Genomic DNA, 25,417 nt, shown 5'->3' with positions numbered 1-25,417 from the left:
AAAACATGAGATCTTTAGCAGACCTCATGCTTATTCTACTTCGTTAATGCATGTTCAACTTTAATGCAGCGGTCCATGATGACTGTGTATCCCTTTTCTTTTAGAAAATCATAAGCTTCCTCGTGTGCAACGCCAAGCTGTGCCCAAAAGATATCTGCATCAATTTCGGCAAACTCTCTGGCAACCTCAGGAAGAAACTCTGAACGCCTGAACACATTAACGATATCTACATGGCCTTCTATATCTTTAAGGCTTGCAACTGCTTTAACGCCAAGAACTTCATCAACAGCAGGATTCACCGGAATAATTTCATAGCCGGCCTTTTGCATCGCTTCGGAAACCATGTAGGATGTACGCTCAGGATTTCCGCTTAAACCTACAACTGCAATCCGCTTTGATTTTTTTAAAAGTTTGCCGATTTCTTCCCGGCTTGGATTTTCAATAGCCATCTTTTTCCCTCCAAAAAATTGTGTATGTGTTTATTCTACCTAAAATAACTAAAGTGTACTAACGTATTGCTTTATATTCTGTGCATAGTTTATAAATGTTCAAAGCACATTCCAATTTAAACCCTCCTTTTTATATAAGGAAAGGGCTTTTTTATTTGTTGTTCCTGTACAAGGTTTTTTGACCTCAGACCCATAGTGATGAAAGTGAGCTAAAACTGCCTTATCAAGGAAATTACTGCCGAATCCTGATATGCGGTCACTTCATTTGCTCCAATAACTCGATGCTGCCTTCTTATCTTCAGATTACCATAAAAAAACGGCTGAATGGATTTATCAGCCGAATTACAACCTAATAAACTACTGTTTCAAGTCTCTTGATCAATCTTTGTATGCTGGTATTCGCTTCTTTTAAGACAATCTCCTTATCCACTGTTTTTAACTTTCTATTTTCCATCAAAATTTTCCCATTCACAATGGTTGTTTCTACATCTGCCCGAGTAGCGGAATATACGATTCTTGAGATTGTATCAATGCCAAAAGAAGGGTACACATGAAAATCATTTAAATTTAGGATAGCAAGGTCCGCTTTCTTGCCCGGCTCCAAGCTCCCGATTTCATTCTCCATGCCAACTGCTTTTGCACCCCCGATAGTGGCCATCCGGAAAACAGTTCGGGCATCCATGGCAGTTGGCCCATGAGCAGGCTTTTGAATGATTGCTGCCAGTCTCATTTCATTAAACATATCCAGATTATTATTGCAAGGTGCCCCGTCTGCCCCCAAACTGACAAATGCCTGCTGATCCAATAGGGAAGGTACTTCTGCAACACCTGAGGCAAGCTTCAAATTGGATCCTGGGCAATGGCTTACCTTCACGCCACGCTCTTTTATTATCCTCTTTTCTTCCTCATTCAGCCATACACAGTGGGCAAGTATAAGCCTTTCATTGGCAAGTCCTATGCTGTCTAAATAAATGACATTCCGCATCCCGTATTCTCTTTCCACCAGCATTATTTCGCTGGCATTTTCCGATGCATGGGTATGAACTCTAACATTATAGCCTGCAGAAAGGTCCCTTACATTCGTAAGCAATTCCTCCGTACACGATACGACAAAACGGGGGCAAAAAGCATATTGAATACGGCCATTATCATGGTTATGCCATTTTTCTAATAGGTCCACGCTCTCCTGTATGGAATTAGAAGTTTTTTCCCTTAAAAGCACAGGAACCTCATCGCCTTTATCCATCATAACCTTGCCGGCAAGCGCCCTTATCCCGCTTTCTGAGATTGCCTGAAAAGCATATTCCGTATGATGCACTGTTTCCATGTCTACTACAGTCGTCGTACCGCTCTGCAAAAGCTCTCCGATTCCTAGCATAGCGGAATAATAAATAGATTCTTCATCATGTGAAGCTTCAAGCGGCCAGATTTTTTGCTTGAGCCAATCCAGCAATTCCAGGTCATCCGCCTGACCGCGGAATAATGTCTGGCAGAGATGGATATGTGTGTGGATAAAACCGGGAATGACAGTTTTACCGGCAGCATCAATCACTTTACCTGCTGAATGGTTAAGGTTGGGGCCTATTTCAGCAACCCGGTCATTCTCTATAAACAGATCCCCAATGAAAATTTCTTCCTTGCTATTCATCGTAACGATCTCGGCATTTTTGATCATAATGCTGCTCATTTTACTTTCCCCCCTTGCACTGGGCTGGATTGGACAGCCTTTTCCTTCCCGTAATTCATTATGAGCTGCTTGTAAAACTGGATGGATCGTCTGTAAGCATCAATGCTTACCCATTCATTTGGCTGGTGGGCAAGCTTTTCGTCACCAGGTCCATAGATTAAAGTAGGTATCTCACTTCTCGGATTCAGAACAGCCCCGTCAGTATAATAGGAGACTCCATAAAGATTTGCAGTGGTACCGCCTTTTAACCTCTGTGCTATTTGAATGATATCCTCAGAAGGCTTTGTTAATATGGATGGTCGATCAAGAAGGGGATTAACCGTATATTTATAAATCTCATTGGCTTCAATAAGCTGATCAAGCTTGGTTTTCAGCAGTTCTATAAAATTGGAATGAGATTGGGGCGGAACTGTCCGGATATCTGCCCGAATACCGCATCTGTCAGGAATAACATTGGTCTGAACACCGCCCTCTATCATTGTTACAGCAAGACTGCTTTTTCCCAGGGGTGCTTTCATTGCTTTCCATTCAGCTTTCATTTCATCAAGAACTTTTATTACCTTTAGCATATGATCAACTGCATTAATCCCCTGTTCAGGCATAGAACCATGTGAGGTCTTACCAAAAACAGTAATTTCAAGCCAAAGCGCGCCTTTATGGCCAATCACAATTTTTTCATCAGTCGGCTCGGCAATGACAAGTGCATCAATCTTTCTTTTTTCATTTTCTTTTAAAAATGCCCTTGCCCCGCAGCTGTCTACCTCCTCACCCGCAGTTGCCAAGAACGTAACAGTGGCAGGAGGTACTTCACCTTTAAGAAATGAATCCTCCAAAGCGAGAAACATCCCGGCCAGGCCGCTTTTCATATCAGATGCACCTCTCCCGTAGATCCTTCCGTCCGCGATTTCACCTGAAAAAGGGGAATAATCCCATTCCTCCGAGCCTGGGGACACCGTATCCATATGACCGCATAAAAAGAGCTGTTTTGTGCTTTTCCCCTGGATGGTTACTTCAAAATTGCTCCTGTTTGGCTCTAGAAAAGTAACCTTATAGGGCAAACCCTTTTCTTTGCATCGGTCTATAAAGGCTTCAGTAACCAGATGCTCGTTCCCTGGCGGATTGGAGCTGTCGATTTGGAGAAGATGCTGCAGAAACTGGATATCATTCATCACTCTGCCCCTCCACAATTTGCATCTTTAACGGAGTAACTTTAAATCCGTTTACAGGAGCCATGTCCTGCGAACAAGTGGTGCAGGCAATAACCACATCACACAGCGCCTTCAAACGAACATAATCGCCTGGTTTGGAGAGCGGCTCCTCTATGATATAATCACCCGCATCATCAAGGACATTATTCATAAACAAATTAATAGGATCCGGTATTACAGGGGGATGGATATGAAATGCCTTCAAAGAGCTCTCAATATTATCATGGCAATTTGGATGGTCTTCTTTGCCAAAATCCACTTTATATCGATAATAATCACAGGCAGGGAAAAAGAAATCATGTTTGCCGACAGTATCATCAATCAGCTGCATCAGCGGCCGGCGGCGGTTGCTGTACAGAAAATCCCCTATTTTTAATCTGATGCTGCTTAGTGATGCCCGCATATGAACAGGTGATACATGCTCGGAAGGATCCTCATGGCTGAAACAGACAAAATCGCCTACCTGTTTCCCTTCCATATCGATGATAATTAATTCTTCGCCTTTAAAAAGCCTCGCACTTCTTCCTTCATATGGAGGAATGATAATTTCCTCACGGATTCTTTCTTTTTTAAAAGTTTCTCCCAAGTGATCTCCTCCTCTGCGTATTATTTCTCTATTAAACTTATGCCTTTTTTGATTTCCACTCCAGGCACTCAAGCTTTCCGCGGGCAGTCCGGCTCTTCTTCTGCAGGACATTACATGAGCATCCCCGAATTCACACGCACAAAGAAAACGCCAATGCGTTACGATGAACTAGCGCCTTCCGCTCCAATCAACAGGATGAAAAATTAAAATAAGCTTTAGAAAGCCTATTCAATAAATACAGCTACAGCTCTTATTGGGGAACCGGTACCTTTGCGGATCCGAAGCGGCAAGCCAAAATATAGAAACCGCATGCCTGCAACCTGATCAAGATTACATAGGTTTTCAGTATTGGTAATCCCATATTCCCGGCAAATAAGATGTCCTGAATACTTCGGATCATCCGGATGATCAATAGCAGGTGCATCAATGCCAATATTCACTGCACCTTTATCAGCAAGCCATTTGGCAGCCTGATAATCAAGACCTGTATAGGTTGTCAGCCACTCCTCCGTTCCATATGAACGGTTATAATGGCCAGTATAAAGAAGAACAATATCCCCAGTTTCTATAAATTGCTGCGAATTTCTCAAGGCATCATCCAAATCTCTGCTTGTTATATACCGATCTGGCGGAATGTGAGATACATCAAGACAAACAGCCGGACCATAAAAATATTCAAGCGGCATTTCATCAATGTACTTGCCATTTGGATCGTATTCATATGTGGCATCACTATGGGTAGGTCCATGCTCATTGATTAATAGATTATTGGTGGCAAACATAAAGCCGGCTTGTTTTTCGCTTTCCTCGTGGGACATGTTTGGGAATATCATGGTTTTTTGATGGAGGGGAAATACCGGCATCCCTTGGTAAATTTCCTGTGTTAAATCCACTAGTTTAACTCCCATGGTTTTCCTCCTTTAATAGGGAATATATAAGAAAAACGGCAGGGACCGCCGCTTTTATGTTCAATCAATAATGGTCGGAATGACTTCAAACTTATCCACATCAATTAAGCCCATATCCGTAATCTTCCATTTAGGGCTTGTTACAAGCGACCAGAAAGATAGGTGCATAAATGGAACATCCATCCCGCAGCCAAGCACCTTTTTTGCCTGCTGGGATAATTCATCTACCTTCTCACTCATTTCTTTTCCTGATAATTCATCAGTCATTAAACCGCCAATCCGCAATGGCAGATCACCCACAACCTTACTGTCCTTTATCATCGCAATACCGCCATCCATGGCGATCACTCGATTAACAGCTGTCACCATATCTTCATAATTTGTACCTGTTACAATGATATTGTGTGTATCATGTGCCACACTTTCTGCAATGGCACCGCTTTTTAAATCAAAACCATGCAGGTATGCTTTCCCTATTTTCCCTGTCCTCCCATGGCGCTCTATCACAAGAAGCGGAAGAACATCCTGCTGCAGGCAAGGCTGAACAACCCCATCTTTCACATTGAGAGTAAACTCTCGTCCCCCAGTTAAGTTTTGGTATGGAATGGCATCAATGGCCCTGACCCTTGCTCGGCTGCCTGATGCCTTAATGGCTAAATCATTAACCGTAACAGGTTTGCGCTTTACAGATTTTTTTACGCTTTCAGGATATATGTAAGGCGCAATATCAATGGTTAGCTCGCCTTTTTCGGCTGCTTTTTTACCAGCAAGATATACCTGGTCAACAGTCATATTGGTTAAATCGCTGATCACCACAACATCAGCTCTTTTTCCCGGGGCAATCACGCCAACATCTTTAAATCCAAAATGTGTGGCAGGATTAATCGTTGCCATCTGAATGGCCTCAACAGGATCGATTCCCTCGGCAATGGTGCGGCGGATAATGTCATTCATGTGTCCATAATTCAATAAGTCTGCAGGGACCATATCATCTGAAACCAATATCGCTCTTCTCGAATCCAAACCGTCCTCCGTAATGGCGCGTATGCAATCAGCCATATTTCTCTGGGAGGAACCTTCACGCATAAATACACTCACTCCGTAGCGGAGCTTTTCCACCGTTTCTTCTTTCGTAGTGGTTTCATGGCAAGAAACATGGGTACCGCCGCTGATAATATGGGCTGCCAATTCTTTTCCAAACAAGCCTGGAGCATTACCTTCTACTGTTTTACCGATCGAGTTCGCATAGGAGACTGCTGAAACAAGATCATCAATCAGCTCAGGGGCATGCTCATATACTGGTTTAATATTGCTGAAGCTTTGGATTTCTCCGATCCCCTGGACATAATCATCACAGAGCAATTCCTTCATATCTTTGGAAGTGACGTCAAACCCTGAAGTCTCGAGTCCGGGTGCATCCGGGACAGCACAAGGGACCGTAAATAAAATCCGGTTTGGCAGTGTTTTGGCTTCTTCAATCATAGCCTGCATACCTTTAACACCAAGGACATTGCCTATTTCATGAGGGTCCCCGATTAAAGTTGTCGTTCCGGTTGGAATAGAAAGCTTGGAAAATTCCGTACATGTCAGCATGGCACTTTCAAAATGCATATGCGAATCAATAAAGCCGGGACAAATGAATTTCCCTTTGACATCTTCAACCTTCGTCTTAGGTCCGATTAAATCTTTTGCATCTCCTGCCATTAGGATATATTCCCCCTTAATGGCAACATCCGCTACATATATTTCACGGGTTATTACATTAATAAAATAACCGCCCTCCAGAACCAGATCTGCATGTAAATGACCGTCCAGCAAAACATCAATGAGTTTGCGATGCTGGATTGCTTCTTTGATTCTTTTCGCGTCCACTGTTTAACCCCCTGTCTTCATTCCTTCCACACTATCAATAATTCCAATGATCGCGGCATCAATGGGAGCCTCCTTATTTTGGACTGCTCTTGAAGCCATGCTGCCAGCTACATAAATGACTTTTTCTCCAATGCCGGCTCCAACAGTATCAACGGCAATAATGGGGTTCGGTAACATGCTGCCGTCCAAAGCAATAGGCTGAGTGATTAATAGTTTTGCGCCTGTTAAATGTTCGTCTTTTCTTGTGGCAGTTACACGGCCCACCACCATTCCCATTTGCATACTAATCTTCTCCCTTAATCAATTTATTTCAAAAAAATGATTAAAAAAATTTCAGCAATATATTCAATTCCTTTGCTAAATCCCTGGCAAGAGGCGTTATAATGCTACCGCGCTGTATTTCCAGTTCAGATAGGTTTCTCTGATGAACAAGCCGGACTGCTTCCTCTGTAATGACTGATTTACTATTTCCTTTTGCCATGAAATCAACTTCTTCGTTTTCTGTAATCAGGTCTATTCCCATTGATTTCAGCTGAATCAGCTGCTGGTATAGTTTTCTTTTAAATAGTGCCGTTCCCTTGTCCATGCCTTTCAATTTCCAAAAAGGTTCATACGGATCCGCACCCGTTTTTAATGCAACCACCTTTTTTCCTTTTAAAAGAGCTTCCAGAATCAAGCGGACAAATGGCCGTTGTTCATTATGTGTTAGAATGTCATTCACCAACGAAAAAGAAAGGACAGGGAGAAAAATTACATCTATTTCTTCCATAATTGCTTCACTCAGACGGCCAAGAGGAATCCAATGATCACTCCCGGCTGCCTTAATTAGCTCTCCCGGCTGCAAATGATTAAGGAGTGAATCTTCAGCAGTCATGCGAAGACAGATAGAATCCTTTTTTATTTCTCTTAAGTAAGAAAGTCCTGGTTCCATTCCAATCATATGAAAGGTTAATAGAGCCAGGACATATGGCTTCTTAGGGAAGCCTCTGCGGAGGTACATCTCTTGCAGAGTGTGCTTTGCCATTTCACTCTGCATCGTTTTATCCATATTTATTCACCGATCTTTTTGGATAACAAGGCTCTTTCAACTTCGCTGTGCGGACGGGGGATTACATGGACAGATACCAGTTCACCTACACGGCTGGCAGCTTCTGCCCCTGCATCTGTTGCTGCTTTAACAGCGCCGACATCGCCTCTGACCATTACCGTAACAAGGCCGAATCCCACTTTTTCATAACCGCAAATCTCAACATTTGCAGCTTTTACCATCGCATCGGCAGCTTCAACAGCACCGACAAGACCCTTTGTCTCAACTAATCCCAATGATTCACCCATGATATTTCCTCCTTCAATAGTGGTAGTTAATCTTTATTGGCATCCGCACCGTTATTGCTTTCTTTCTTATCTTTCCTTTTCGGGGCACTTTTGGATTTGGTTTTCCCTTTTTTATTGACTTGGACTTCCGTATGTTCACTGGATGATTCCAGATTTCCTGCCTTTTTTTCATTAAGCTTAAAATGAGGAAGAAGCTTACCGGAAACCTCATTATGAGCTCTTGGTATAACATGTGAAGATATCACCTTGCCAACCCTTTCAGCTGCATTTACACCTGCATCAACGGCTGATTTTACAGCAGCAACATCTCCATTAAAGTGAATGGTAACCCCAAGGTACCCATTAACACCGATTACTTTTTCGATGCCTGCAATTTCTACATCGGCCGCTTTAACGGCTGCATCTGCAGCTGAAACAGCAGTAGTAAAACCAACTGTTTCTATCAATCCTAATGCCTGCAATCTCCTTGCCTCCTTTCCGGAAAATTATCCTAATAACTAATGCTGCTTAATTCTTTGTGCTTCCTTTTTAAGATCCTCTGAGACTTTAAAAACCGAGTCATATTCTCCGTAAATCAGCAGATAGTTTTTTTTAAAAGAAAACCATGCAGAAGTGGAAGGATTTCTTTTTACATAGCGGTCAGCCAGTAAAACACCAGTATAATAATCAATCCCTTCTAGCACTGCAGCTCCGCTAACTGCAGTCTTAATTTCAAACTGCTTAGTCAGCCAGGGGCTTGGTGACTTAGTAATATGAATTTGAACAGACTGATAAGATCGCTGGGAAACTTTTTTGTAAAAATCCTTAACTGCATTCACAAGAATTTGTTCATTGTCTTCATACAGTTCCAAAATAAAGCTTTGACGGCTCTCCTTATCCCATGTTAAACAATACTTTACAGAAGGGTTTTCTCTGAGAATGTCATTTAAATAAAATAATTGTGAAGCTGTGCATGTTTCAGATGTTATGACTCCAATGGAAGCTGATTTTAAGGACCGCTGAAAGGTGTTTTCCAGACTGGGGTCCAAATCATTGAAAAGCCATGCTTTTATGCCATCTGCTGTTTGGCCGATAAGCTTGCTTTCCCTTGCTGTGTGATTTTTTGGTGCATTTATAGAGGGGTGCATTGCCGCTGGCCTTTTTCCTTGAATGAGAGATATGGTTTGAAGCTTTGCAAACGGCTCCTTTGAATATCCGTTTGCCCTCATGCCTGATACTTCTGAAGTTCGCTGCTGTATTGCTTGTTTTGTTTGTTGAAGACTTTTATGAGGGTATGCTGCAGAAGCACCTATGGAAAGTCTCTTATCCATTTTTGCCCGCTGGTAATTGGGTCTGCTGATCCCCGGTATTTCCCTTCCGTTTTTTTCTTTAACAGGAGCGCGCTCCCTTCTCTGTGCTTGAGGAGGTTTAGCCATAATAGGATTGCTTTTTGGCTTTTGATACGGCTTCATAACTTCTTCAACAACATTTTTTATGAAATCCGACACCTGTTTCCCACCTCCTTTATAGAATTTTGCCTAATTCAGAATGAGGGCGAGGGATAACATTTGCGGACACTAGCTCTCCGCCAGTCGTGCTATGGGCTGTTTTCCCAAGCTCCACAGCTGCCGTTACCGCCGCAACATCTCCCTCTACGATAACTGTTACCAGCCCGGAGCCTACCCGTTTCATGTCGACTAAACCAACATTTGCCGCTTTAGCCATTGAATCCAGTGCTTCTATCGCAGCCGTTAACCCCCTTGTTTCAATCATGCCTATTGCTTTCATTTTATCCCTCCTCTATAACGAAAAGCGACAGGCGCCCGCCAAGCGGGGCTGCATACAAATAGCGCCACGCCCTCCCATATGCTGCCCCTGTCGGTCTTGCGATGTATCAATGGTTGCTTTCCTTGTTCTTCGAGCCTGGAAGCATAGACAAGCTGTCAAGAAGGCTGCCATTTACCTTCTTGACGGTTAAGGCTAAACGCCTCGAGTCGATGCCGCCTTCATCTAGATACGGCCCGCTTTCTTCGTATATGCCTATGATATATAAACCTATAAATAGTCTTCCAGATTCACTGAAATGGGAATGGATGTTCTTTTAAACAGGTCTTCCTTTCCAAGCGGATAGGTTGCATCAATGCCCATTTTGTCCGTAACACCCTTTAAATGATGAGATGATTCCAGGGGGGAACCTTTTGCGCCAGGGACAATAAAGACATCTTCTGAGGCCTGCACCCTGGTTGCAATAGCCCATTCCACATCATCTGAATCAAATATGTCCACATCATCATTTACAACTATCACATGCTTTAAATCCTTATCACTTGCAAAAGCAGCCAGTGCAGCTTGTTTTCCATCCCCTTCATGTTTTTTCTCAATTTGGATGACTGCATGATAACGAGCGACGCCGCCCATTGGGATATGGACAGCTTTTATATTGGGAACAACCTGCCTGACTGTACTGAACAGCGTTGCTTCCCTGACTAAAGCCATGGGCAGCCTTTCTTCATAGCTTGAAGGGAATATGGTCTGCGCAATCGCATCATTTCGGTATGTTACAGCTGAAAATTCAACAACAGGCTGCGGCGACCGTGTTCCGTAATAGCCTGCCAATTCACCAAATGGGCCTTCCATTTCCCTTTCATAAGGAAGCATGCGTCCCTCAAGAACAATTTCCGCATCTGCGAGAACTTCCAAATCTACTGTTTTGCATTGAACGACATCTAGGGATTGTCCAAGTAATGCACCCGCTACATCCAATTTATCTGTATGGTAGAGATGAGTGCTGATCTGGGAGCTTAAGACAACCGCAGGTACAACACCAAACATAACTGCCACTTCCATTGGTTCTCCCAATTTTTCATAATGGGCATATTGCTCCAATAGCTCCGGAGAGGTGATGAGAATATTGGTTCGATTGCCTCCCAAATATTGCATTCTTCTAATTGAGGTATACCTTTTTTGGCCCGATAAATCTTTTACAACGAGTATTCCCGACACATAGTAAGCTCCCGAGTCTTCAGCGTGATAGGTAGGGATGGGAAACAAATCTGCCAGATCAAAATCGCCCGTCACCAAATTTTCCTGTACTGGGCCAGTTTGCTTTAACGTTGTGGAAATCGGATTGACAATCGATTCGATGATTTTCGGAATCAACTCCGAGGCTGGTATGCCCATGCTATCAGCAAGCAGTTCCCTGTCTCCGCCGAGGCCGGCAGCCATGGGGGTATGGTAGCCTTTTACCTTTTCAAAAAGAAAAGGTTCTTTGCCATTTCTAGCATTTATGACCGCCCCAAGTTCATATAGCGGATCTACCTCTTTTCTCACTCTATGCAGCAAGCCCCTGCCTTCCCAGTTATCCAGGAGAGCCCTCATTGTTACTGGGTTCATTGCGCTTCCCCCCATCTTTCCAATAGCGAATGGTCGATATCCAGCATATCCAGAATACGGGCTACCATGAAATTGGCCAGCTCCCATATTTCCGTAGGCTTATGGTAAAAGCCTGGCGATGCCGGCATGATGCACGCCCCGCTTTCAGCGAGAGCTGTCATGTTGCGCAAATGAATTAAATGGAACGGAGCTTCCCGCGGAACGATAATAAACTTCCGGTTTTCTTTAAGGACCACACTCGCCGCCCTGCTTAGAAGGGTATCACCAACACCATTTGCAATCGCACCCAATGTGTTCATAGAACAAGGAACAATCACCATGCCATCTGTCTGAAAAGAGCCGCTCGCAACCGAGGCAAAAAGGTTCCGGTTGCTATGTATAGTGGCATATTCCTTGAGCTCCTCCATCTTTATTCCGCATTCAAACTGCATGACCTTTTCTCCCATCTCCGTTGCAATTAAATGCGTTTCTATTCCCAATTGATGAAGGGCGCGGATCAGTGTATATCCATACAGTGATCCGCTTGCCCCGGTAATTCCCACTAATATCCGCTTTTTCCTTTCAGATGTGGATCGTTTAGACAACTTTATTGTCTTGGGAGAACTTCTTTTTAGCCAATTCCTTATATTCTTCTGTAGTAAAAATGTCGCCGAAGATATCAATATCCCTCAGGCCAGATACATGCATATCATCATCTTGCGAGGCCGTACCATCTGAAATGCAAATGACGTTATAGCCGTGATATAAAGCATCAGAAGCAGTGCTGCGGACGCAAACATTTGTCCATACGCCTGTTAATACAACCGTATCAATTTCTTCCTCTCTTAAGAAAAGGTCGAAATCTGTGTAGCTGAATGCGCTATGCCGCCTTTTTTGAACAATATAGTCACCTTTGCTCTCATCCGGCTGAAGCTCAGGAATAAACTGGGAACCCCAGGTGCCTTTTACAGCATGGACTGGGCGCACACGGAAGTCCCGGTCATTTTTGCGGTGGGCTTCCTGTACATGTACCACCTGAATGTTATTTTCATGGGCAAAATCGAGCAGCTCCTGAATTTTCGGGACAATCTTTTCTCCATTTTTACAGCGTAAAGCTGCTTTTTCCCCGATAAAATCATTCAGCATATCAATAACCACTACACAGTGCTTATTTCCTCTTAATTCCATCCGATCCCAACCTCTCTCTTTATTGTTTAACAGTTTCTTTAGATACTACTTTCACTTCATTATATTTTTCATATTTTAATGTTCTTTCCAGGCGCTGAATGCTTTGGCGCGGAACATACTCGCCGTAGCCTGCTTCACCAGTAATTCCCTTGCCTTCTTCAAAGACTATATTACCGCGGACGATGGTCTGTACTGGCTTGCCCTTAAGCTTCATCCCATGCAGCGGATTGTATTTAGCCATGGATTCAGTCTTCTGCTCATCAATGGTATATTCCTTGTTCAGGTCGATCACCGTAAAGTCGGCATCTGCTCCGATTTCCATTGACCCTTTTTTCGGATAAATGCCGTAATGGATTGCTGCATTCCGGCTTGTCACTTCAACAAATCGGGAAAGGGAAAGGCGGCCTTTATTTAAGCCCTCGCTTACCAGAATCGGAACCATTGTTTCCACACCAGGAATCCCAGGGAACGTATTCCATATTGTTGCTCCTGGATAGTCTTTTTCTGTGGCAATTTCATAAGGAGCATGGTCTGTTCCTACAAAATCGATCGTTCCATCAGCAAGTGCCTGCCAATGCGACTCATTATCTTCTTTTCCGCGTAATGGAGGGGCGATTTTCGCATAAGCGCCGCGTTCAGTCATCGCATCCTTGGCATTCAAAACAAGGTAATGCGGGCAAGTTTCAGCCGTAACTTTGACACCGCGTTTCTTAGCTGCTTTTACAAGCTCTACACCTTCCTTTGTACTCATGTGGACGACATGGACACGTGCATCAGTAGCTTCTGCAAAGCTTAGGATTAGCTCGATCGCTACTTTTTCAGCAAGGCTGGATCGTGCTTCTGCCCAGGCAGGGCCATCCATTCGCCCTTCTTTTTCGAGCTTTTTGGAATAGAACGTACAGATATCGTAGTTTTCAGCATGTACACCGATTGGCAGGCCAGTTTTGGCTACCTTGGTAAAAATCTCGAGCATTTCAGCATCTGAAACTTTAGGGAAAGTAGGTACTGATGGTGTCATATAAACCTTGAATGCTACCACACCCTGATCAATCTGAGGGTAAATATTGTCGATCCAGCCTTCACGTGCATCTTCCCCAGTCATGCCTCCCCAGAAGCAATAATCGATATATGCCTGCCCCCTGATTGGGGCAATTTTTTTATTAAAGCTCTCGCCATCACGGACAGACGGCTTGCTGCAGCAAGGCATATCTATAATAGTCGTTAATCCGCCAGCAGCAGCAGATCGGCTTCCGGTAGCAAAAGTTTCCCTATGGGTAAACCCAGGATCCATGAAATGAGTGTGCGGGTCAATGCAGCCTGGAACAACGAGCTTCCCATCAATATCAATTACCTTATTGGCATTAATGAAACTGATATCGTTTGTATAGCCCACAATCTTTCCATCTTTTACGAGAATATTAGTCAATACTTGGCGATCTCCCTGAGGAATATTTGCGTTTTTCAAAATTAAATCCATTTACCCTGCTCCTATCTATTATTTGGATTTCTGCTATTAGCAGATTGAAAGTAATAATTCTATTAAATCGCCTCAGCCGAATGGTCTCCTTTCAGCTGTTCGATTCTTTCTCTATCACTTATATTTAATTCATGATGATTAAATACCAAATTTAATAAAATTGCAGTTATACTTCCTATAACAATTCCATTTTCCACTAGCAATTGCGCACTCGCAGGAAGACTTTCAAAGATTTGCGGAACAACCGCCGAACCAAGGCCAATCCCAATGGAACATGCAACGATTAACAGGTTTTCATTTCTGGAGAAATCTACAGATGAAAGCATTCTTATGCCTGAGGAAATAACCATGCCAAACATCGGAATCATCGCCCCGCNCAACACAGCCATCGGAATAATAGTGGTTAACGCAGCTACCTTTGGAAGAAGGCCAAGGACCATAAGAATAACCCCCGCCGCAATCACAACATTCCGCGTTTTTACTTTTGTAAGTGCTACAAGACCAACATTTTGGGAGAAAGAAGTATAAGGAAATGCATTAAAGATGCCACCTATCACAATGGCTAGCCCCTCAGCCCTTAATCCTTTTTTAATATCTTTTGAGCCAAGCTTTCGCTCACAGACATCCCCGAGTGCCAAAAACACGCCGGTAGATTCTATCATGCTCACAATGGCAACTAGAGTCATCGTTAAAATAGCTGACACATTAAAAGTCGGGAATCCGAAATAAAATGGCTGGACTACATGAAACCAGGAAGCGCTCGAAACTTCCGATAAATCTACTATTCCCAAAAAGTAAGCTGCAATGGTTCCGGCAATTAGGGACAGCAAAACGGAGATAGCTCTCATATAACCTTTAAATACACGGTTCATCACAATAATCAGGACTAATGTAAAGGCAGCAAGTAACAAATTGGCACTGCTGCCGTAATCAGCTGATCCTTGCCCCCCTGCAGCATTGTTCATGGCAACCGGAATCAGCGAGACACCAATAATGGCAACAACCGAACCTGTCACTACCGGCGGAAAGAAGCGCATGATTTTACTCATAAATTGAGATAAAATCATTACAATGATGCCGGATGCAATGATTGCTCCATAGATCGCGGTGATTCCCTGCATATTGCCTATGGCAATCATGGGGCCGACAGCTGTAAAGGTACACCCTAAAATAACAGGCAGCTTAATCCCAATATGCCTTCCCCCGATTACTTGCAGCAATGTTGCAATACCGCATGTAAACAAATCAATTGAAATTAAGTAAGCCAGCTGCTGGGCAGTAAGGCCGATTGCAGGGCCAACGATGAGCGGTACGATGACAGCACCCGCATACATGGCAAGTACATGCTGGAACCCTAGAGTCCCGATTTTCCAAGGATTTAATTTTTCCACATAATTCCCTCCAGATTTTATTCTTGGGTTACCTTTGTATGGACCAGGAACAAAATAACCATTCACCTCCCTAAAAAAATGGATATAAAAAAACCGCAGCAATAGAAAACATCACATAAGGATGTACTATCGCTGCGGTTTCATAAAGCTTCCGATAAACAAAAGCTGAAGGAACCGCTTGCATATGGTTCTAAGACAGCTGCGCTTTACGCAGCTATCCCGGCATTTTAATCTTTAAAATATATGATGGTACAAGCTTCTTCTGTAACAGGATCATAGTCTTTTAGGATCGTTTTCACCTCAAGATGCAGAGCTTCTTCAATATGGAGCTTGAATAACGATTTGAACTCTGCAATCAATGCAGAATCAACCGAAATGGTCAGGTGATGAAAATTTTTGCTTAGCATTCTCAGCGCCTGTACGCGCTTATGCTGCGCAAAAATAATTACTCTGTCATCAAAGGTTTCAATCCTCTGTTTTTTTACACCTACTCCATAGATTTCCTGGTTAATGCGGTTATAAAGATGAGCAAGATCTTTTTTAAAAGTCGGATGAAAATGGGAAGAGGTTAATGTCATAATGTCCTCCTGTTAAACACTATATTAAACAAACAGGTTTTATGCGTCAAGAATATTTTTCAGAAAATTTAGACTTGACAAAATATTAATTGAGCGATTAAACTTCAAAGCAACTCACCCCTAATTTCTATAAAAATTGGCCATAATCCTCTCAATTACTAAAAATTACTTATCAAATTTTCGTATAACCTCAAAAATTGGTTTGAGGGTCTCTACTAGGAACCGTAAATTCCTGACTACGAAAGGAGATTAGTGCTTAATCTGCACATGACCTCTTTTTTCGTCTCGGGAATTTTTTTATGTTTTTTAGTCTATTTAGAAGAAAAAGCATAATATCTTAATTAAAAAACAAACTTCCAGTACCTCTATACCTTAAATTTCAAATCTGCCAAGAGGGCTATTTTTGCCCATCCCAAATAATTAATAGGCTAGCACGTGGAATATCTTTAATTCCTTTCGTAAGGAGGCATAAAATTGAAAACCATTCAAGTAAAAGTTAATGGGGTTCTGCATTGTATTGCCTGTCCCCCTGCAAAAACCCTTCTCGATGTGCTCAGGGAAGACCTCGGGCTAACTGCAAGCAAAGAATGCTGCGGCAAAGGCGAATGCGGCTCCTGCTCAGTGCTGATTAATGACGAGGCTGCATGTTCTTGCCTTGTCCTTGCCGGCCAAGCTGATGGCCAGGGTATTATTACATGTGAGGGTATAGGCTTAAATCCGAGCCTGGACGTGATACAGGAATCTTTTGTTGAAGAGGGTGCCACTCAATGCGGTTACTGTACACCCGGAATCATCGTTTCAGCAAAAGCCTTTTTAAATGGCATTAACCATATTCCTGCTGTGGATGAAATTAAGACAGCTCTTGGCGGTAACCTTTGCCGCTGCACAGGCTATACAAAAATTATAAAAGCTGTCCAAACAGCAGCAGCCAAGAAAAGTTCAGAAAAGGAAACCGTTAAAGGATAATGGGTGATACTGCTATTCTTCTGGCTGGAGGACAGTCTTCCCGGATGGGGCAATTAAAAGGGCTGCTGCCCTGGCAGGGAAGGACATTATTTGAATTCCAGATTGAAACCTTGCTGAAATCTCCTTTTTCAGATGTCATAACTGTGTTGGGTTACAGATCAGAACTATTCGAGCCAATCGCAAAAAATTATCCCGTCAAAATCATAAAAAATAATCTGTTTCATACCGGAAAATGCTCCTCTATCATCGCTGGCTTAAAAGCAGCCGGCGTGGCACAAAATATTCTTATTTCAGCCGTTGACCAGCCCGCATCAAAGCAAACAATAGAAAGCCTTTATAGCGGGCATGCCAAAGAAAAAAGCCTGATTACAGTCCCGGTCTATAAGAATAAACGGGGTCACCCTGTTTTGTTTTCTAAGCTGTTGCACCAAGATTTATTAACTATTAAGGAAGAATCAAAAGGGCTTAGAAGCATTTTTCAAAAATATAAAAATGATGTACTTGAAATCCCTGTTAATGATTCAGGAATTCTATTGAACTTAAATACTCTTAATGACTATAAACGTGCATTAACTAAATAAAAAGGAGGTTTACATATGCTAGTTTCCAACATTGATATGATCTCCCCTTCCTCTCTCTCCGAATGCCTTGCATTTCTTTCCCAATCTAACAAAAAGCACAGGCTGATTGCCGGAGGAACAGATGCAGCTGTTCGGATGAAGGAAGGAAAATGGCTCCCTGAAATTTGGATTAATATTAAAAACATAAAAGAATTGCGCTATATCGAAGAAAAAGAAGGCTGTATCCATATCGGCCCCTTAACCACTCATACAGATATTGTGCGTTCAACCCTGCTGAAAAGAAAAGCAGACGTTCTTGTTGAAGCAGCCCGTGAAGTTGGCGCAACTCAAATGCAAAATATGGGAACAATCGGCGGCAATATCGCAACAGCTTCTCCAGCTGGAGACACCATTCCGGCTCTATATGTTCTGGGAGCCGTAATTGAACTAAGTTCTTTGGATACAAAGAGACTAGTGCCTATTGAGCAATTTTTCATAGGCCCTGGAAGAACAGTTTTGAGAGAAAACGAAATAATCACCAACATTTTAATCCAGCCGCAAAAACCGAATGAATTCGGGATCTTTCAAAAGTTAGGTCCCAGGAAAGCCCAATCCATCTCCATTGTGAACGTTGCAATTTCTTTAAAAATGATTGAAGAACGAAAATGCCATACCGGAAAAATTGCATTTGGCGCTGTCGGTCCAACGATCATTCGTGCTAAAAAATGTGAGTCACTACTTTCACAGGGACCGCTAACGGAGGAGCTGATTCAGAATATCGCCAAAATCGCCTGGAAAGAAGTGATGCCAATTACGGATGTCCGAGCCACTGCTGCCTATAGGCGTGACATGGCAAGCGCACTGCTCGAAAGAGGACTATACAGATTGATGAGGAGGCGGGAAACCCGATGACCGATTATTCAGCCAATCCCGAGTCTCTAAAGTGGGTTGGAAAAAGAGTCAAAAGAATTGATGCTCCTGAAAAAGTGACTGGTGAATTGAAATATATGACGGATTATCAATTTGAGAATATGGTGTGGGGAAAAGTCCTCAGAGCCCAATATCCCCATGCCAAAATCAACAAGATTGATATCGAAGAAGCCCAAAAACTCCCAGGTGTCATTTGTGTCCTGACACACAAGGACATACCGGGCTTTAACGGATTTGGCATCGTAGTGCCCGACCAGCCCGTCCTCTGCTCAAAGGTGGTCCGCTGCACTGGCGATGCGGTGGCGCTTGTGGGAGCGGAAACACAGGAAATCGCCGAACAGGCTCTCTCTCTTATAAAAGTGGATTACGAGCCGCTGGAGGTAGTTACAGATGCCGAGTATTCCATGTCCTCCTCAGCTCCTAAGCTTCATCCTGATGGCAACATTCATAGCCGTGCAGCCATCAAAAATGGAGATACTAAAAAAGCATTTCAGGAAGCGGATATTATAGTTGAAAATACCTTTTACTCTCCCCGGCAAATGCACGCGTTTATTGAAACAGAAGGCGGATGGGGTGTGATGGATGAAGAAGGATTTATCACCATTCGCTGCCCAGGCCAGTATGCATACCGGGACAGGATGCAGATAGCCCGGGCACTCGCCTACAACCCTGAGCGAATTAGGGTCGTTTCAAGCCCGATTGGCGGTGCATTTGGCGGAAAAGATGAAATCACAGTGCAGATCTATCTCGCCCTCTTAGCCATGCATACGGGAGGAAGGCCGGTTAAAATCCATTACAGCCGTGAGGAATCTGTTATTGCTGGCATAAAGCGCCATCCATTTAAAGTTCATATGAAAACGGCAGCCAAAAGTGACGGAACACTCATCGCAAATGAGGTCAGGGCAATTGGTGACACTGGTGCTTATGCTTCACTTGGCGGTGCTGTCATTGCCCTTGCTATTGAGCATTCCTGCGGCCCTTATAAGATTCCAAATGTGAACCTCGAAGGATTCTGTGTTTATACGAACAATGGAATTTCCGGAGCTTTTAGAGGTTTTGGCGTTAATCAAGTATGCATGGGAATCGAAACCCATATGGACATGATTGCAGAAAAACTGGGAATCGATCCTATAGAGCTGCGCAAGAAAAATGTGTACCATCAGGGAGAAGTTTCAAGTGTAGGCCATATCGTCAAATCGAGTGTCGGGACTTTTAAGACATTGGAAACAGCTGAAAACTGTGACCTATGGCGAAATCGGGACAAATATAAAGCTGAAGCAAGTGAACCGTGGAAAAAAAGAGGCGTTTCAGTCGCAACCTCCTTCCATGGGATCGGAATGGGGATCGGGCTGCCGGACTATGGGGCTGCATCCATCGAATTGCTTCCTGATGGAAATTTTTTGGTTGGTGTAGGGTGTGAAGAAATTGGCGGGGGCAACAGTACTGTTTATGCCCAGGTCGCAGCTGAAATTCTTAATTGCGACATTTCCAAAATTCAGGTTGTTCAGGGTGACACTTCACGCACCCTCGACGGCGGTACTGTTACAGCATCCCGTTCAACATATACAGGGGGACGCGCAGTAGCGGTCGCTGCCCCGAATATGGTGAAATTACTGACAGAAACAGCTGCAGAAATGCTCCAAATACCTGTTTCAAAAGTGGAAATCAACACAAATTATATTGCTGGAGAGGACCAAAAATTAACCTATCAATCTATCTATAAACACCTATTTGATAATCGAAAGTCTGCAAGAGTTGAAGGCCACTTCTACCTGCCAAAAGAAAAAGAAGAGATTGAAGGATCAGGCGGAGCTCCGCATCACCTGTACGGCTATTTAACACATGTTGTGATGGTTGAAGTCGATACGCTGACTGGAGAAACAGATGTCCTTCGAGTTGTTTCCATACCGGATGCAGGTAAAGTTATGAACCCGCAAGGCCTTGAAGGCCAAACGGAGGGCGGAGCCGTAATGGGCATTGGATATACGTTATTTGAAGATGTTCTGATTGAGGAAGGCTATCACAAAACCCGTAACTTTACAGACTATATTATTCCAACCATTCGGGAAACCCCAATAATCGAGACCTTTCCTGTAGAAGAAGAGGAAGCCTCAGGTCCTTTTGGGGCAAAAGGAATCGGTGAAGTGGTGATGATCCCTATTATTGCTGCGATCATGTCAGCAATATATGACGCAACAGGTGCAAGAATTTATCACTTGCCTGCTACACCTGAACGGGTATTTAATGCATTAAAATCCCTTAAAAATAAAAAGACTCACTCTGCAAGGTGATCCTATTTGATGAATTCCGATATGTATCAAAAACTGGAACATGCGATTCATTGCCGCAAAGATGTATTCCTGCTGACGATTACTCATCATTCTGACAGCAAGCTGATCGGATCTAAGGCTCTGCTCTACCGGGATGGAGAGCTATTTACCAATTACCCGCTCCCAGCTGATTTAAAACCTGAATTAATTAAAAATTGCCGAAAATTAATTATAAAAAAGCAGACAGGTTCAGTAAGATTCCTTTTTAACAATGTAACGGTCGAATGTTTTGCAGAATACTTTCCAGCCCCCCTCCACCTTATTGTTGCGGGTGCCGGACATGTTTGTGAACCGATGGCTGAAATGGGGAAAATGCTCGGTTTCCACGTAACAGTTATAGATGACCGGCCTGAATTTGCGAAAGGCAGCCGTTTTCCCGGTATAGATGAGGTAGTCTGTGAATCATATCTGACTTTCTTTAGAAATGTAGAAATAACAGATAATACGTATATCCTCCTATTAACCAGAGGGCACAAATTTGATGTTTTAAGCTTGACCGAGCTGCTAAACCGCTGTGAAAAGCCCGCTTACATCGGCATGATCGGCAGCAGGAGAAGAATTTCTGGGGTGTTTGAAGAAATTCGCCAGGAATTCCCGAAGGAAAATTTCGAACATCTTTATACACCAGTCGGATTGGATATTGGAGCTGAAACACCTGCTGAGATTGCGGTCAGTGTGATGGCAGAAATTTTAAAAGTTAAAAATCAAAAATCCGGGAGCTCTTTGAGCGAGAAAATCAAAGAGCAAGCCAAAAAGGGATTTCGTGAGGGGGCTGACAGATGGAACAAATGCACCTCATAAGGCGATCGCTTGAAATTATGAAAGGGGGTGAAAAAGCCGCACTGGCTACCATCATTCGGACAAAAGGGTCCACACCGAGGAAAGCCGGAAGTAAAATGATTATTTTTTCCAGCGGAAGAATTGAAGGAACCATTGGCGGGGGCTGCGGGGAAGCTGAGGTCATTGAAAAGGCACTTGAAGTGATTGCAACGAAGAAGCACACCCACCAGCAAGTAGATCTGACAAAAGGTCTTTTCTATGAAGACGGCGGAATATGCGGGGGCATTATGGATGTTTTTATTGAACCGCTGTAATTTTATGTATCAGATTAGAGCAGTTAAATCGACTTTCGTGGATATAATTGAGTTTTCGCAGAAAAATTAAAATTTGTGCGGTTATTCCCTTTTTCGCGGATAAGCTTGAATTTAGCTGTTATTAACACCTGTTGAATCATTTTTTTATAGTAGATTTTCAGTTAATATCGATTTTCGAATTTTCTCAGTTCCAGCTTATTTGCACTAGGACTTATTAACCTTAGAATGCAAATGTGAGCAAGGAGTGATCATTTTATGTCAATGATTGAAAAGGATTTAGGGTCAGGTCTTCCCCCCTCCTCTCAGGCAAGCCTTTTGGAAAAGCTTTTTAAGCTATCGGAACGGAAGACGAATGTTAAGACTGAAATACTGGCTGGCATTACTTCTTTTATGACAATGAGCTATATCATTTTTGTCAATCCAAGCATATTGGCTGATGCGGGCATACCAAAAGAAGCCGCATTGGCAGCCACCATTTATGCAAGTGTCTTCTGTACTCTCTTAATGGCACTTTGGGCGAATTTCCCGGTAGCAGTTGCACCAGGAATGGGGCTCAATGCATTCTTCGCCTATACAGTGGTGCTTGGTCAGGGGCTTTCCTGGCAAACAGCGTTAGGAGCAGTATTTATTTCAGGCATTGTATTCCTCATTTTGACAGTAACTGGTGTACGGCAAAAAATAGTTGACGGCGTTCCCGGAGTTCTTAAATCAGCGATTGGTGTCGGGATCGGTTTATTTATCGCTTTTATCGGACTGAAGAATGCTGAGCTTGTTGTAGCCAATGAAGCCACTTTTGTGGGTCTTGGAGACATTACAGGCACAGGGCCCCTTCTCGCTCTATTTGGACTGATTACAGCTGCTATATTAATGGCTAAAAAAGTGAAGGGCGCCCTGCTAATCAGCATCCTGAGCACCAGTTTACTAGCCATGCTTGTTGGATTTATCGCTTATCCTAAAGCATTAAGCGATATTGCCTCCCTTTCTTTGCCAAGCATGTCTGAAACATTTTTGGCAATGGATATTATGGGAGCCATACAATACGGTATCATTTCTGTCATTTTCTCCTTCACCATTGTTGAACTATTCGATAATTTGGCTACATTAATAGGATTGTCCAAGAAAGCCGGGTTAACAGATGAAAACGGCAGAATTGAAAATCTGGACCGTGCCCTCCAGGCTGATGCAGTTGGAACAATGGCAAGCGCAACTTTTGGAAGTACTGCGCTAAACGCATATGTTGAAAACGCTACTGGAATTTCCGAGGGTGGACGTACAGGTTTAACCGCTCTTACTGTAGGTGTGCTATTTTTCCTTTCACTTATCTTCGCTCCGCTGATCTATTTCATTCCATCCGTAGCTACCGCACCTATACTTATTCTCGTCGGTGCCTTAATGCTTAGTGAAATTAAGCATATCAGCTTTGATGATTTCACCGATGTAATCCCAGTCTTCTTAACCATCATCCTTATGCCATTAACCTTCAGTATAGCCCAAGGGCTTGCTTTTGGTTTTATCTCGTATACACTTTTAAAGCTTTTAACAGGCAAGCGGGATCAAATTCACTGGATCATGTATTTCGTCAGCATAGCTTTTATTATCAACTTTATAATGGGCGGCCACTAATCTGGAAGACTTCCAAACCAGCGAAAAGGCCATTCTCTCCAAAGCAGATTTTCATTAAGCTTCATAGAAGGTTCAAAATAGCATTGAGTTCAAACTGTCTAAACTTTTTATGGGAGGAGTTTATATGAAGCATACTCTTGAGGAATTAAAAAGAAGAATCAACGTGGCAGCCAAAAGGACTCCTGCCGACCTTGTTATAAAAAATGGGAAAGTGGTAAATGTTTTTACAAGAGAAATCCTTCAGGAAGATATTGCTATTGTTGATGGCTTTATAGCAGGGCTGGGTGATTTTGAGGGGAAGGAATCCATTGATGCACAAGGCAGCTTTATTGTACCTGGCTTCATTGATGGGCATGTCCATATTGAATCCGCCATGGTCACCCCTGCAGAATTCAGCAATGTCGTCCTCCCCCATGGAGTAACGACAGTCGTTGCAGATCCGCACGAAATTGCTAATGTCAGCGGATTATCCGGCATTGACTTTATGCTAAAATGTTCGGAGGATATTCCTCTGGATGTCTTTATCATGCTTCCTTCCTGTGTGCCTGCAACCCCTTTTGAAAATGCAGGTGCAAAACTCAGCGATTCTGATCTTGAACCATTTTACGATCATCCACGAGTAATCGGCCTTGGAGAAGTGATGGACTATCCAGCTGTTATGCAAACTCAGGGTGACATGCTAAAAAAACTTGAGGGTGCCAGCAGGAAAGGCAGATGCATTGATGGGCATGCAGCTGGCCTTAGTGCGGATGAAATCAATGTATACATGTCAGCCGGCATTCGGTCAGATCACGAATGCATTAATGCAGAAGAAGCCATCGACCGTCTTCGGAAAGGCATGTATGTCATGCTTAGAGAGGGAAGTGCAGCAAGGGACTTACTTGCTCTTCTCCAGGCAGTGAACGAACAAAATGCCCGCCGCTGTTTATTTGTAACTGACGACAAACATCTCGATGATTTAATGAATGAAGGAAGCATCGACCATAATATCAGGATGGCAATCAGTCAGGGAGTCGACCCCGTTCTTGCCATCCAAATGGCGACTCTGAATGCAGCAGAATGCTTCGGGCTAAAGTACAAAGGAGCTATTGCTCCAGGATATGAAGCTGACCTGCTGCTAGTAAGCGACCTAAATACGATAAAAATCGAAAAGGTAATAAAAAGCGGCAAACTCGCAGCTAAAGGCGGTGAAATTATAACCCCTTCACGGTGCAGCACAGTTCCTGATGCATCGATTTCCAACAGTGTCAAAATGAGCAGCTTGACCTCAGATGACCTAAGAATAGAGATAGGAACAGGAAATGCCAATGTTATCGGCATCATCCCAAATAGCATTGTCACCAGGCATTTAGTGGAGAAACTGGAAGCCTTTAACGATTGCTTCGAGCCCAATCCAGAAACAGACCTTTTAAAGCTGGCCGTAGTTGAAAGGCATCGTAACACTGGCAACCTGGGGCTTGGCATCATAAAGGGGCTTGGGATGCAGCGCGGTGCGATTGCTTCAACAGTGGCACATGATTCCCATAATATTGTCGCTGCAGGAGCCTCAGATGAAGATTTGCTTCTGGCCATTCACCATACTGCTGAAATGAAAGGCGGGCTGGCTGTAGTCAAAGATGGCAAAGTTGTCGCTGACCTTGAACTTCCTATTGCAGGCCTAATGACTGACCGGGATTCGGCCTTTATTTACGGACGTCTTTCCGAATTGAATCAAGCATTGCGTGAAGCCGGCTGCAATATGCTGTTCAACCCTTTTCTGACTCTATCCTTTTTGGCGCTCCCAGTGATTCCGGAGCTTAAACTCACTGATAAAGGTTTGTTCTCTGTGAAATCATTTCAGCATATTTCAGTCCGCGTACAAAAATAAGGCCGGGAGTTCTCCCG

26 protein-coding genes and 1 riboswitch are annotated in these 25,417 nt (G+C 43.3%); of the genes, 8 read left to right on the top strand and 18 right to left on the bottom strand.

Annotated features, from left to right (window positions below; genetic code table 11):
• Window positions 1–35 precede the first annotated feature (35 nt).
• The 18 genes from L634_RS0106170 to L634_RS0106085 all read right to left on the bottom strand — a co-directional run bounded on the left by L634_RS0106170 (window position 36) and on the right by L634_RS0106085 (window position 16,030).
• Window positions 36–449, bottom strand: a complete 414-nt coding sequence (locus L634_RS0106170; RefSeq protein ID WP_026581696.1) for a CoA-binding protein — start codon at window positions 447–449, stop codon at window positions 36–38.
• A 349-nt stretch (window positions 450–798) separates the two neighbouring features.
• A complete protein-coding gene (locus L634_RS0106165; RefSeq protein WP_026581695.1) occupies window positions 799–2,136 on the bottom strand; it encodes a 5'-deoxyadenosine deaminase in 1,338 nt (445 codons plus the stop codon).
• A complete protein-coding gene (locus L634_RS0106160) occupies window positions 2,133–3,305 on the bottom strand; it encodes a M20 family metallopeptidase (RefSeq protein WP_026581694.1) in 1,173 nt (390 codons plus the stop codon). The genes L634_RS0106165 and L634_RS0106160 overlap by 4 nt, the downstream gene beginning before the upstream one ends.
• The gene (locus L634_RS0106155; protein ID WP_026581693.1) at window positions 3,298–3,930 is read right to left on the bottom strand and encodes a DUF1989 domain-containing protein; all 633 of its coding nucleotides are present in this window, start codon (window positions 3,928–3,930) and stop codon (window positions 3,298–3,300) included. Before L634_RS0106155 ends, L634_RS0106160 begins: the two co-directional genes overlap by 8 nt.
• Window positions 3,931–4,154: 224 nt before the next feature.
• A complete protein-coding gene (locus L634_RS0106150) occupies window positions 4,155–4,838 on the bottom strand; it encodes a cyclase family protein (protein ID WP_026581692.1) in 684 nt (227 codons plus the stop codon).
• Window positions 4,839–4,898: 60 nt separating this feature from the next.
• A complete protein-coding gene (gene ade, locus L634_RS0106145; protein ID WP_026581691.1) occupies window positions 4,899–6,710 on the bottom strand; it encodes an adenine deaminase in 1,812 nt (603 codons plus the stop codon).
• A 3-nt stretch (window positions 6,711–6,713) separates the two neighbouring features.
• A complete protein-coding gene (locus tag L634_RS0106140) occupies window positions 6,714–6,992 on the bottom strand; it encodes a EutN/CcmL family microcompartment protein (protein ID WP_026581690.1) in 279 nt (92 codons plus the stop codon).
• Between the two features lie 40 nt (window positions 6,993–7,032).
• Entirely contained in the window at window positions 7,033–7,758 is a 726-nt protein-coding gene (locus L634_RS0106135; protein WP_026581689.1) for a hypothetical protein, read from the bottom strand.
• Between the two features lie 2 nt (window positions 7,759–7,760).
• Window positions 7,761–8,045 carry a BMC domain-containing protein gene (locus L634_RS0106130; RefSeq protein ID WP_026581688.1) on the bottom strand — a complete coding sequence of 95 codons (285 nt, stop codon included), beginning with the start codon at window positions 8,043–8,045 and terminating at the stop codon, window positions 7,761–7,763.
• Between the two features lie 26 nt (window positions 8,046–8,071).
• Window positions 8,072–8,506, bottom strand: a complete 435-nt coding sequence (locus L634_RS34610; protein ID WP_084028846.1) for a BMC domain-containing protein — start codon at window positions 8,504–8,506, stop codon at window positions 8,072–8,074.
• Window positions 8,507–8,542: 36 nt separating this feature from the next.
• The gene (locus tag L634_RS0106120) at window positions 8,543–9,532 is read right to left on the bottom strand and encodes a hypothetical protein (RefSeq protein ID WP_026581687.1); all 990 of its coding nucleotides are present in this window, start codon (window positions 9,530–9,532) and stop codon (window positions 8,543–8,545) included.
• Window positions 9,533–9,548: 16 nt separating this feature from the next.
• Complete coding sequence (locus L634_RS0106115; protein WP_026581686.1) at window positions 9,549–9,812, bottom strand: BMC domain-containing protein; 264 nt, start codon at window positions 9,810–9,812, stop codon at window positions 9,549–9,551.
• Window positions 9,813–10,079: 267 nt separating this feature from the next.
• Window positions 10,080–11,417, bottom strand: a complete 1,338-nt coding sequence (locus L634_RS0106110; RefSeq protein WP_026581685.1) for a UbiD family decarboxylase — start codon at window positions 11,415–11,417, stop codon at window positions 10,080–10,082.
• A complete protein-coding gene (locus L634_RS0106105; protein WP_026581684.1) occupies window positions 11,414–11,959 on the bottom strand; it encodes a UbiX family flavin prenyltransferase in 546 nt (181 codons plus the stop codon). Before L634_RS0106105 ends, L634_RS0106110 begins: the two co-directional genes overlap by 4 nt.
• A 34-nt stretch (window positions 11,960–11,993) precedes the next feature.
• Entirely contained in the window at window positions 11,994–12,584 is a 591-nt protein-coding gene (locus L634_RS0106100; protein ID WP_026581683.1) for a cysteine hydrolase family protein, read from the bottom strand.
• 19 nt (window positions 12,585–12,603) lie between these two features.
• Window positions 12,604–14,061: an allantoinase AllB gene (gene allB, locus L634_RS0106095; RefSeq protein ID WP_026581682.1), complete on the bottom strand. Its 1,458-nt coding sequence runs from the start codon at window positions 14,059–14,061 to the stop codon at window positions 12,604–12,606.
• A 62-nt stretch (window positions 14,062–14,123) separates the two neighbouring features.
• Window positions 14,124–15,452, bottom strand: a complete 1,329-nt coding sequence (locus tag L634_RS0106090) for a nucleobase:cation symporter-2 family protein (RefSeq protein ID WP_026581681.1) — start codon at window positions 15,450–15,452, stop codon at window positions 14,124–14,126.
• A 227-nt stretch (window positions 15,453–15,679) separates the two neighbouring features.
• Window positions 15,680–16,030 carry a Na-translocating system protein MpsC family protein gene (locus L634_RS0106085; RefSeq protein WP_026581680.1) on the bottom strand — a complete coding sequence of 117 codons (351 nt, stop codon included), beginning with the start codon at window positions 16,028–16,030 and terminating at the stop codon, window positions 15,680–15,682.
• Between the two features lie 160 nt (window positions 16,031–16,190).
• Window positions 16,191–16,289: riboswitch (purine riboswitch) on the top strand.
• Window positions 16,290–16,504: 215 nt separating this feature from the next.
• Here L634_RS0106085 and L634_RS0106080 point away from each other — a divergent pair.
• The 8 genes from L634_RS0106080 (at window position 16,505) to ade (L634_RS0106045) (ending at window position 25,400) form a co-directional block, all read left to right on the top strand.
• Window positions 16,505–16,996 carry a (2Fe-2S)-binding protein gene (locus tag L634_RS0106080; protein WP_026581679.1) on the top strand — a complete coding sequence of 164 codons (492 nt, stop codon included), beginning with the start codon at window positions 16,505–16,507 and terminating at the stop codon, window positions 16,994–16,996.
• Window positions 16,996–17,577, top strand: a complete 582-nt coding sequence (locus L634_RS0106075; protein WP_026581678.1) for a nucleotidyltransferase family protein — start codon at window positions 16,996–16,998, stop codon at window positions 17,575–17,577. Before L634_RS0106080 ends, L634_RS0106075 begins: the two co-directional genes overlap by 1 nt.
• Window positions 17,578–17,592: 15 nt before the next feature.
• Entirely contained in the window at window positions 17,593–18,468 is an 876-nt protein-coding gene (locus tag L634_RS0106070; RefSeq protein WP_026581677.1) for an FAD binding domain-containing protein, read from the top strand.
• The gene (locus tag L634_RS0106065; protein WP_026581676.1) at window positions 18,465–20,777 is read left to right on the top strand and encodes a xanthine dehydrogenase family protein molybdopterin-binding subunit; all 2,313 of its coding nucleotides are present in this window, start codon (window positions 18,465–18,467) and stop codon (window positions 20,775–20,777) included. Before L634_RS0106070 ends, L634_RS0106065 begins: the two co-directional genes overlap by 4 nt.
• Before the next feature lie 9 nt (window positions 20,778–20,786).
• A complete protein-coding gene (locus L634_RS0106060) occupies window positions 20,787–21,617 on the top strand; it encodes an XdhC family protein (protein ID WP_026581675.1) in 831 nt (276 codons plus the stop codon).
• Window positions 21,596–21,910: an XdhC family protein gene (locus L634_RS0106055; RefSeq protein ID WP_026581674.1), complete on the top strand. Its 315-nt coding sequence runs from the start codon at window positions 21,596–21,598 to the stop codon at window positions 21,908–21,910. The genes L634_RS0106060 and L634_RS0106055 overlap by 22 nt, the downstream gene beginning before the upstream one ends.
• A gap of 255 nt (window positions 21,911–22,165) precedes the next feature.
• On the top strand, window positions 22,166–23,533 hold the full coding sequence (locus tag L634_RS0106050; protein ID WP_026581673.1) for an NCS2 family permease: 1,368 nt from the start codon (window positions 22,166–22,168) through the stop codon (window positions 23,531–23,533).
• Between the two features lie 124 nt (window positions 23,534–23,657).
• Window positions 23,658–25,400, top strand: a complete 1,743-nt coding sequence (ade, locus tag L634_RS0106045; protein ID WP_026581672.1) for an adenine deaminase — start codon at window positions 23,658–23,660, stop codon at window positions 25,398–25,400.
• Window positions 25,401–25,417 lie beyond the last annotated feature (17 nt).

Source organism: Bacillus sp. J33, from assembly GCF_000518885.1.
Classification (GTDB): domain Bacteria; phylum Bacillota; class Bacilli; order Bacillales; family Cytobacillaceae; genus Cytobacillus.
This window is presented reverse-complemented; position numbering and strand designations above follow the sequence as displayed.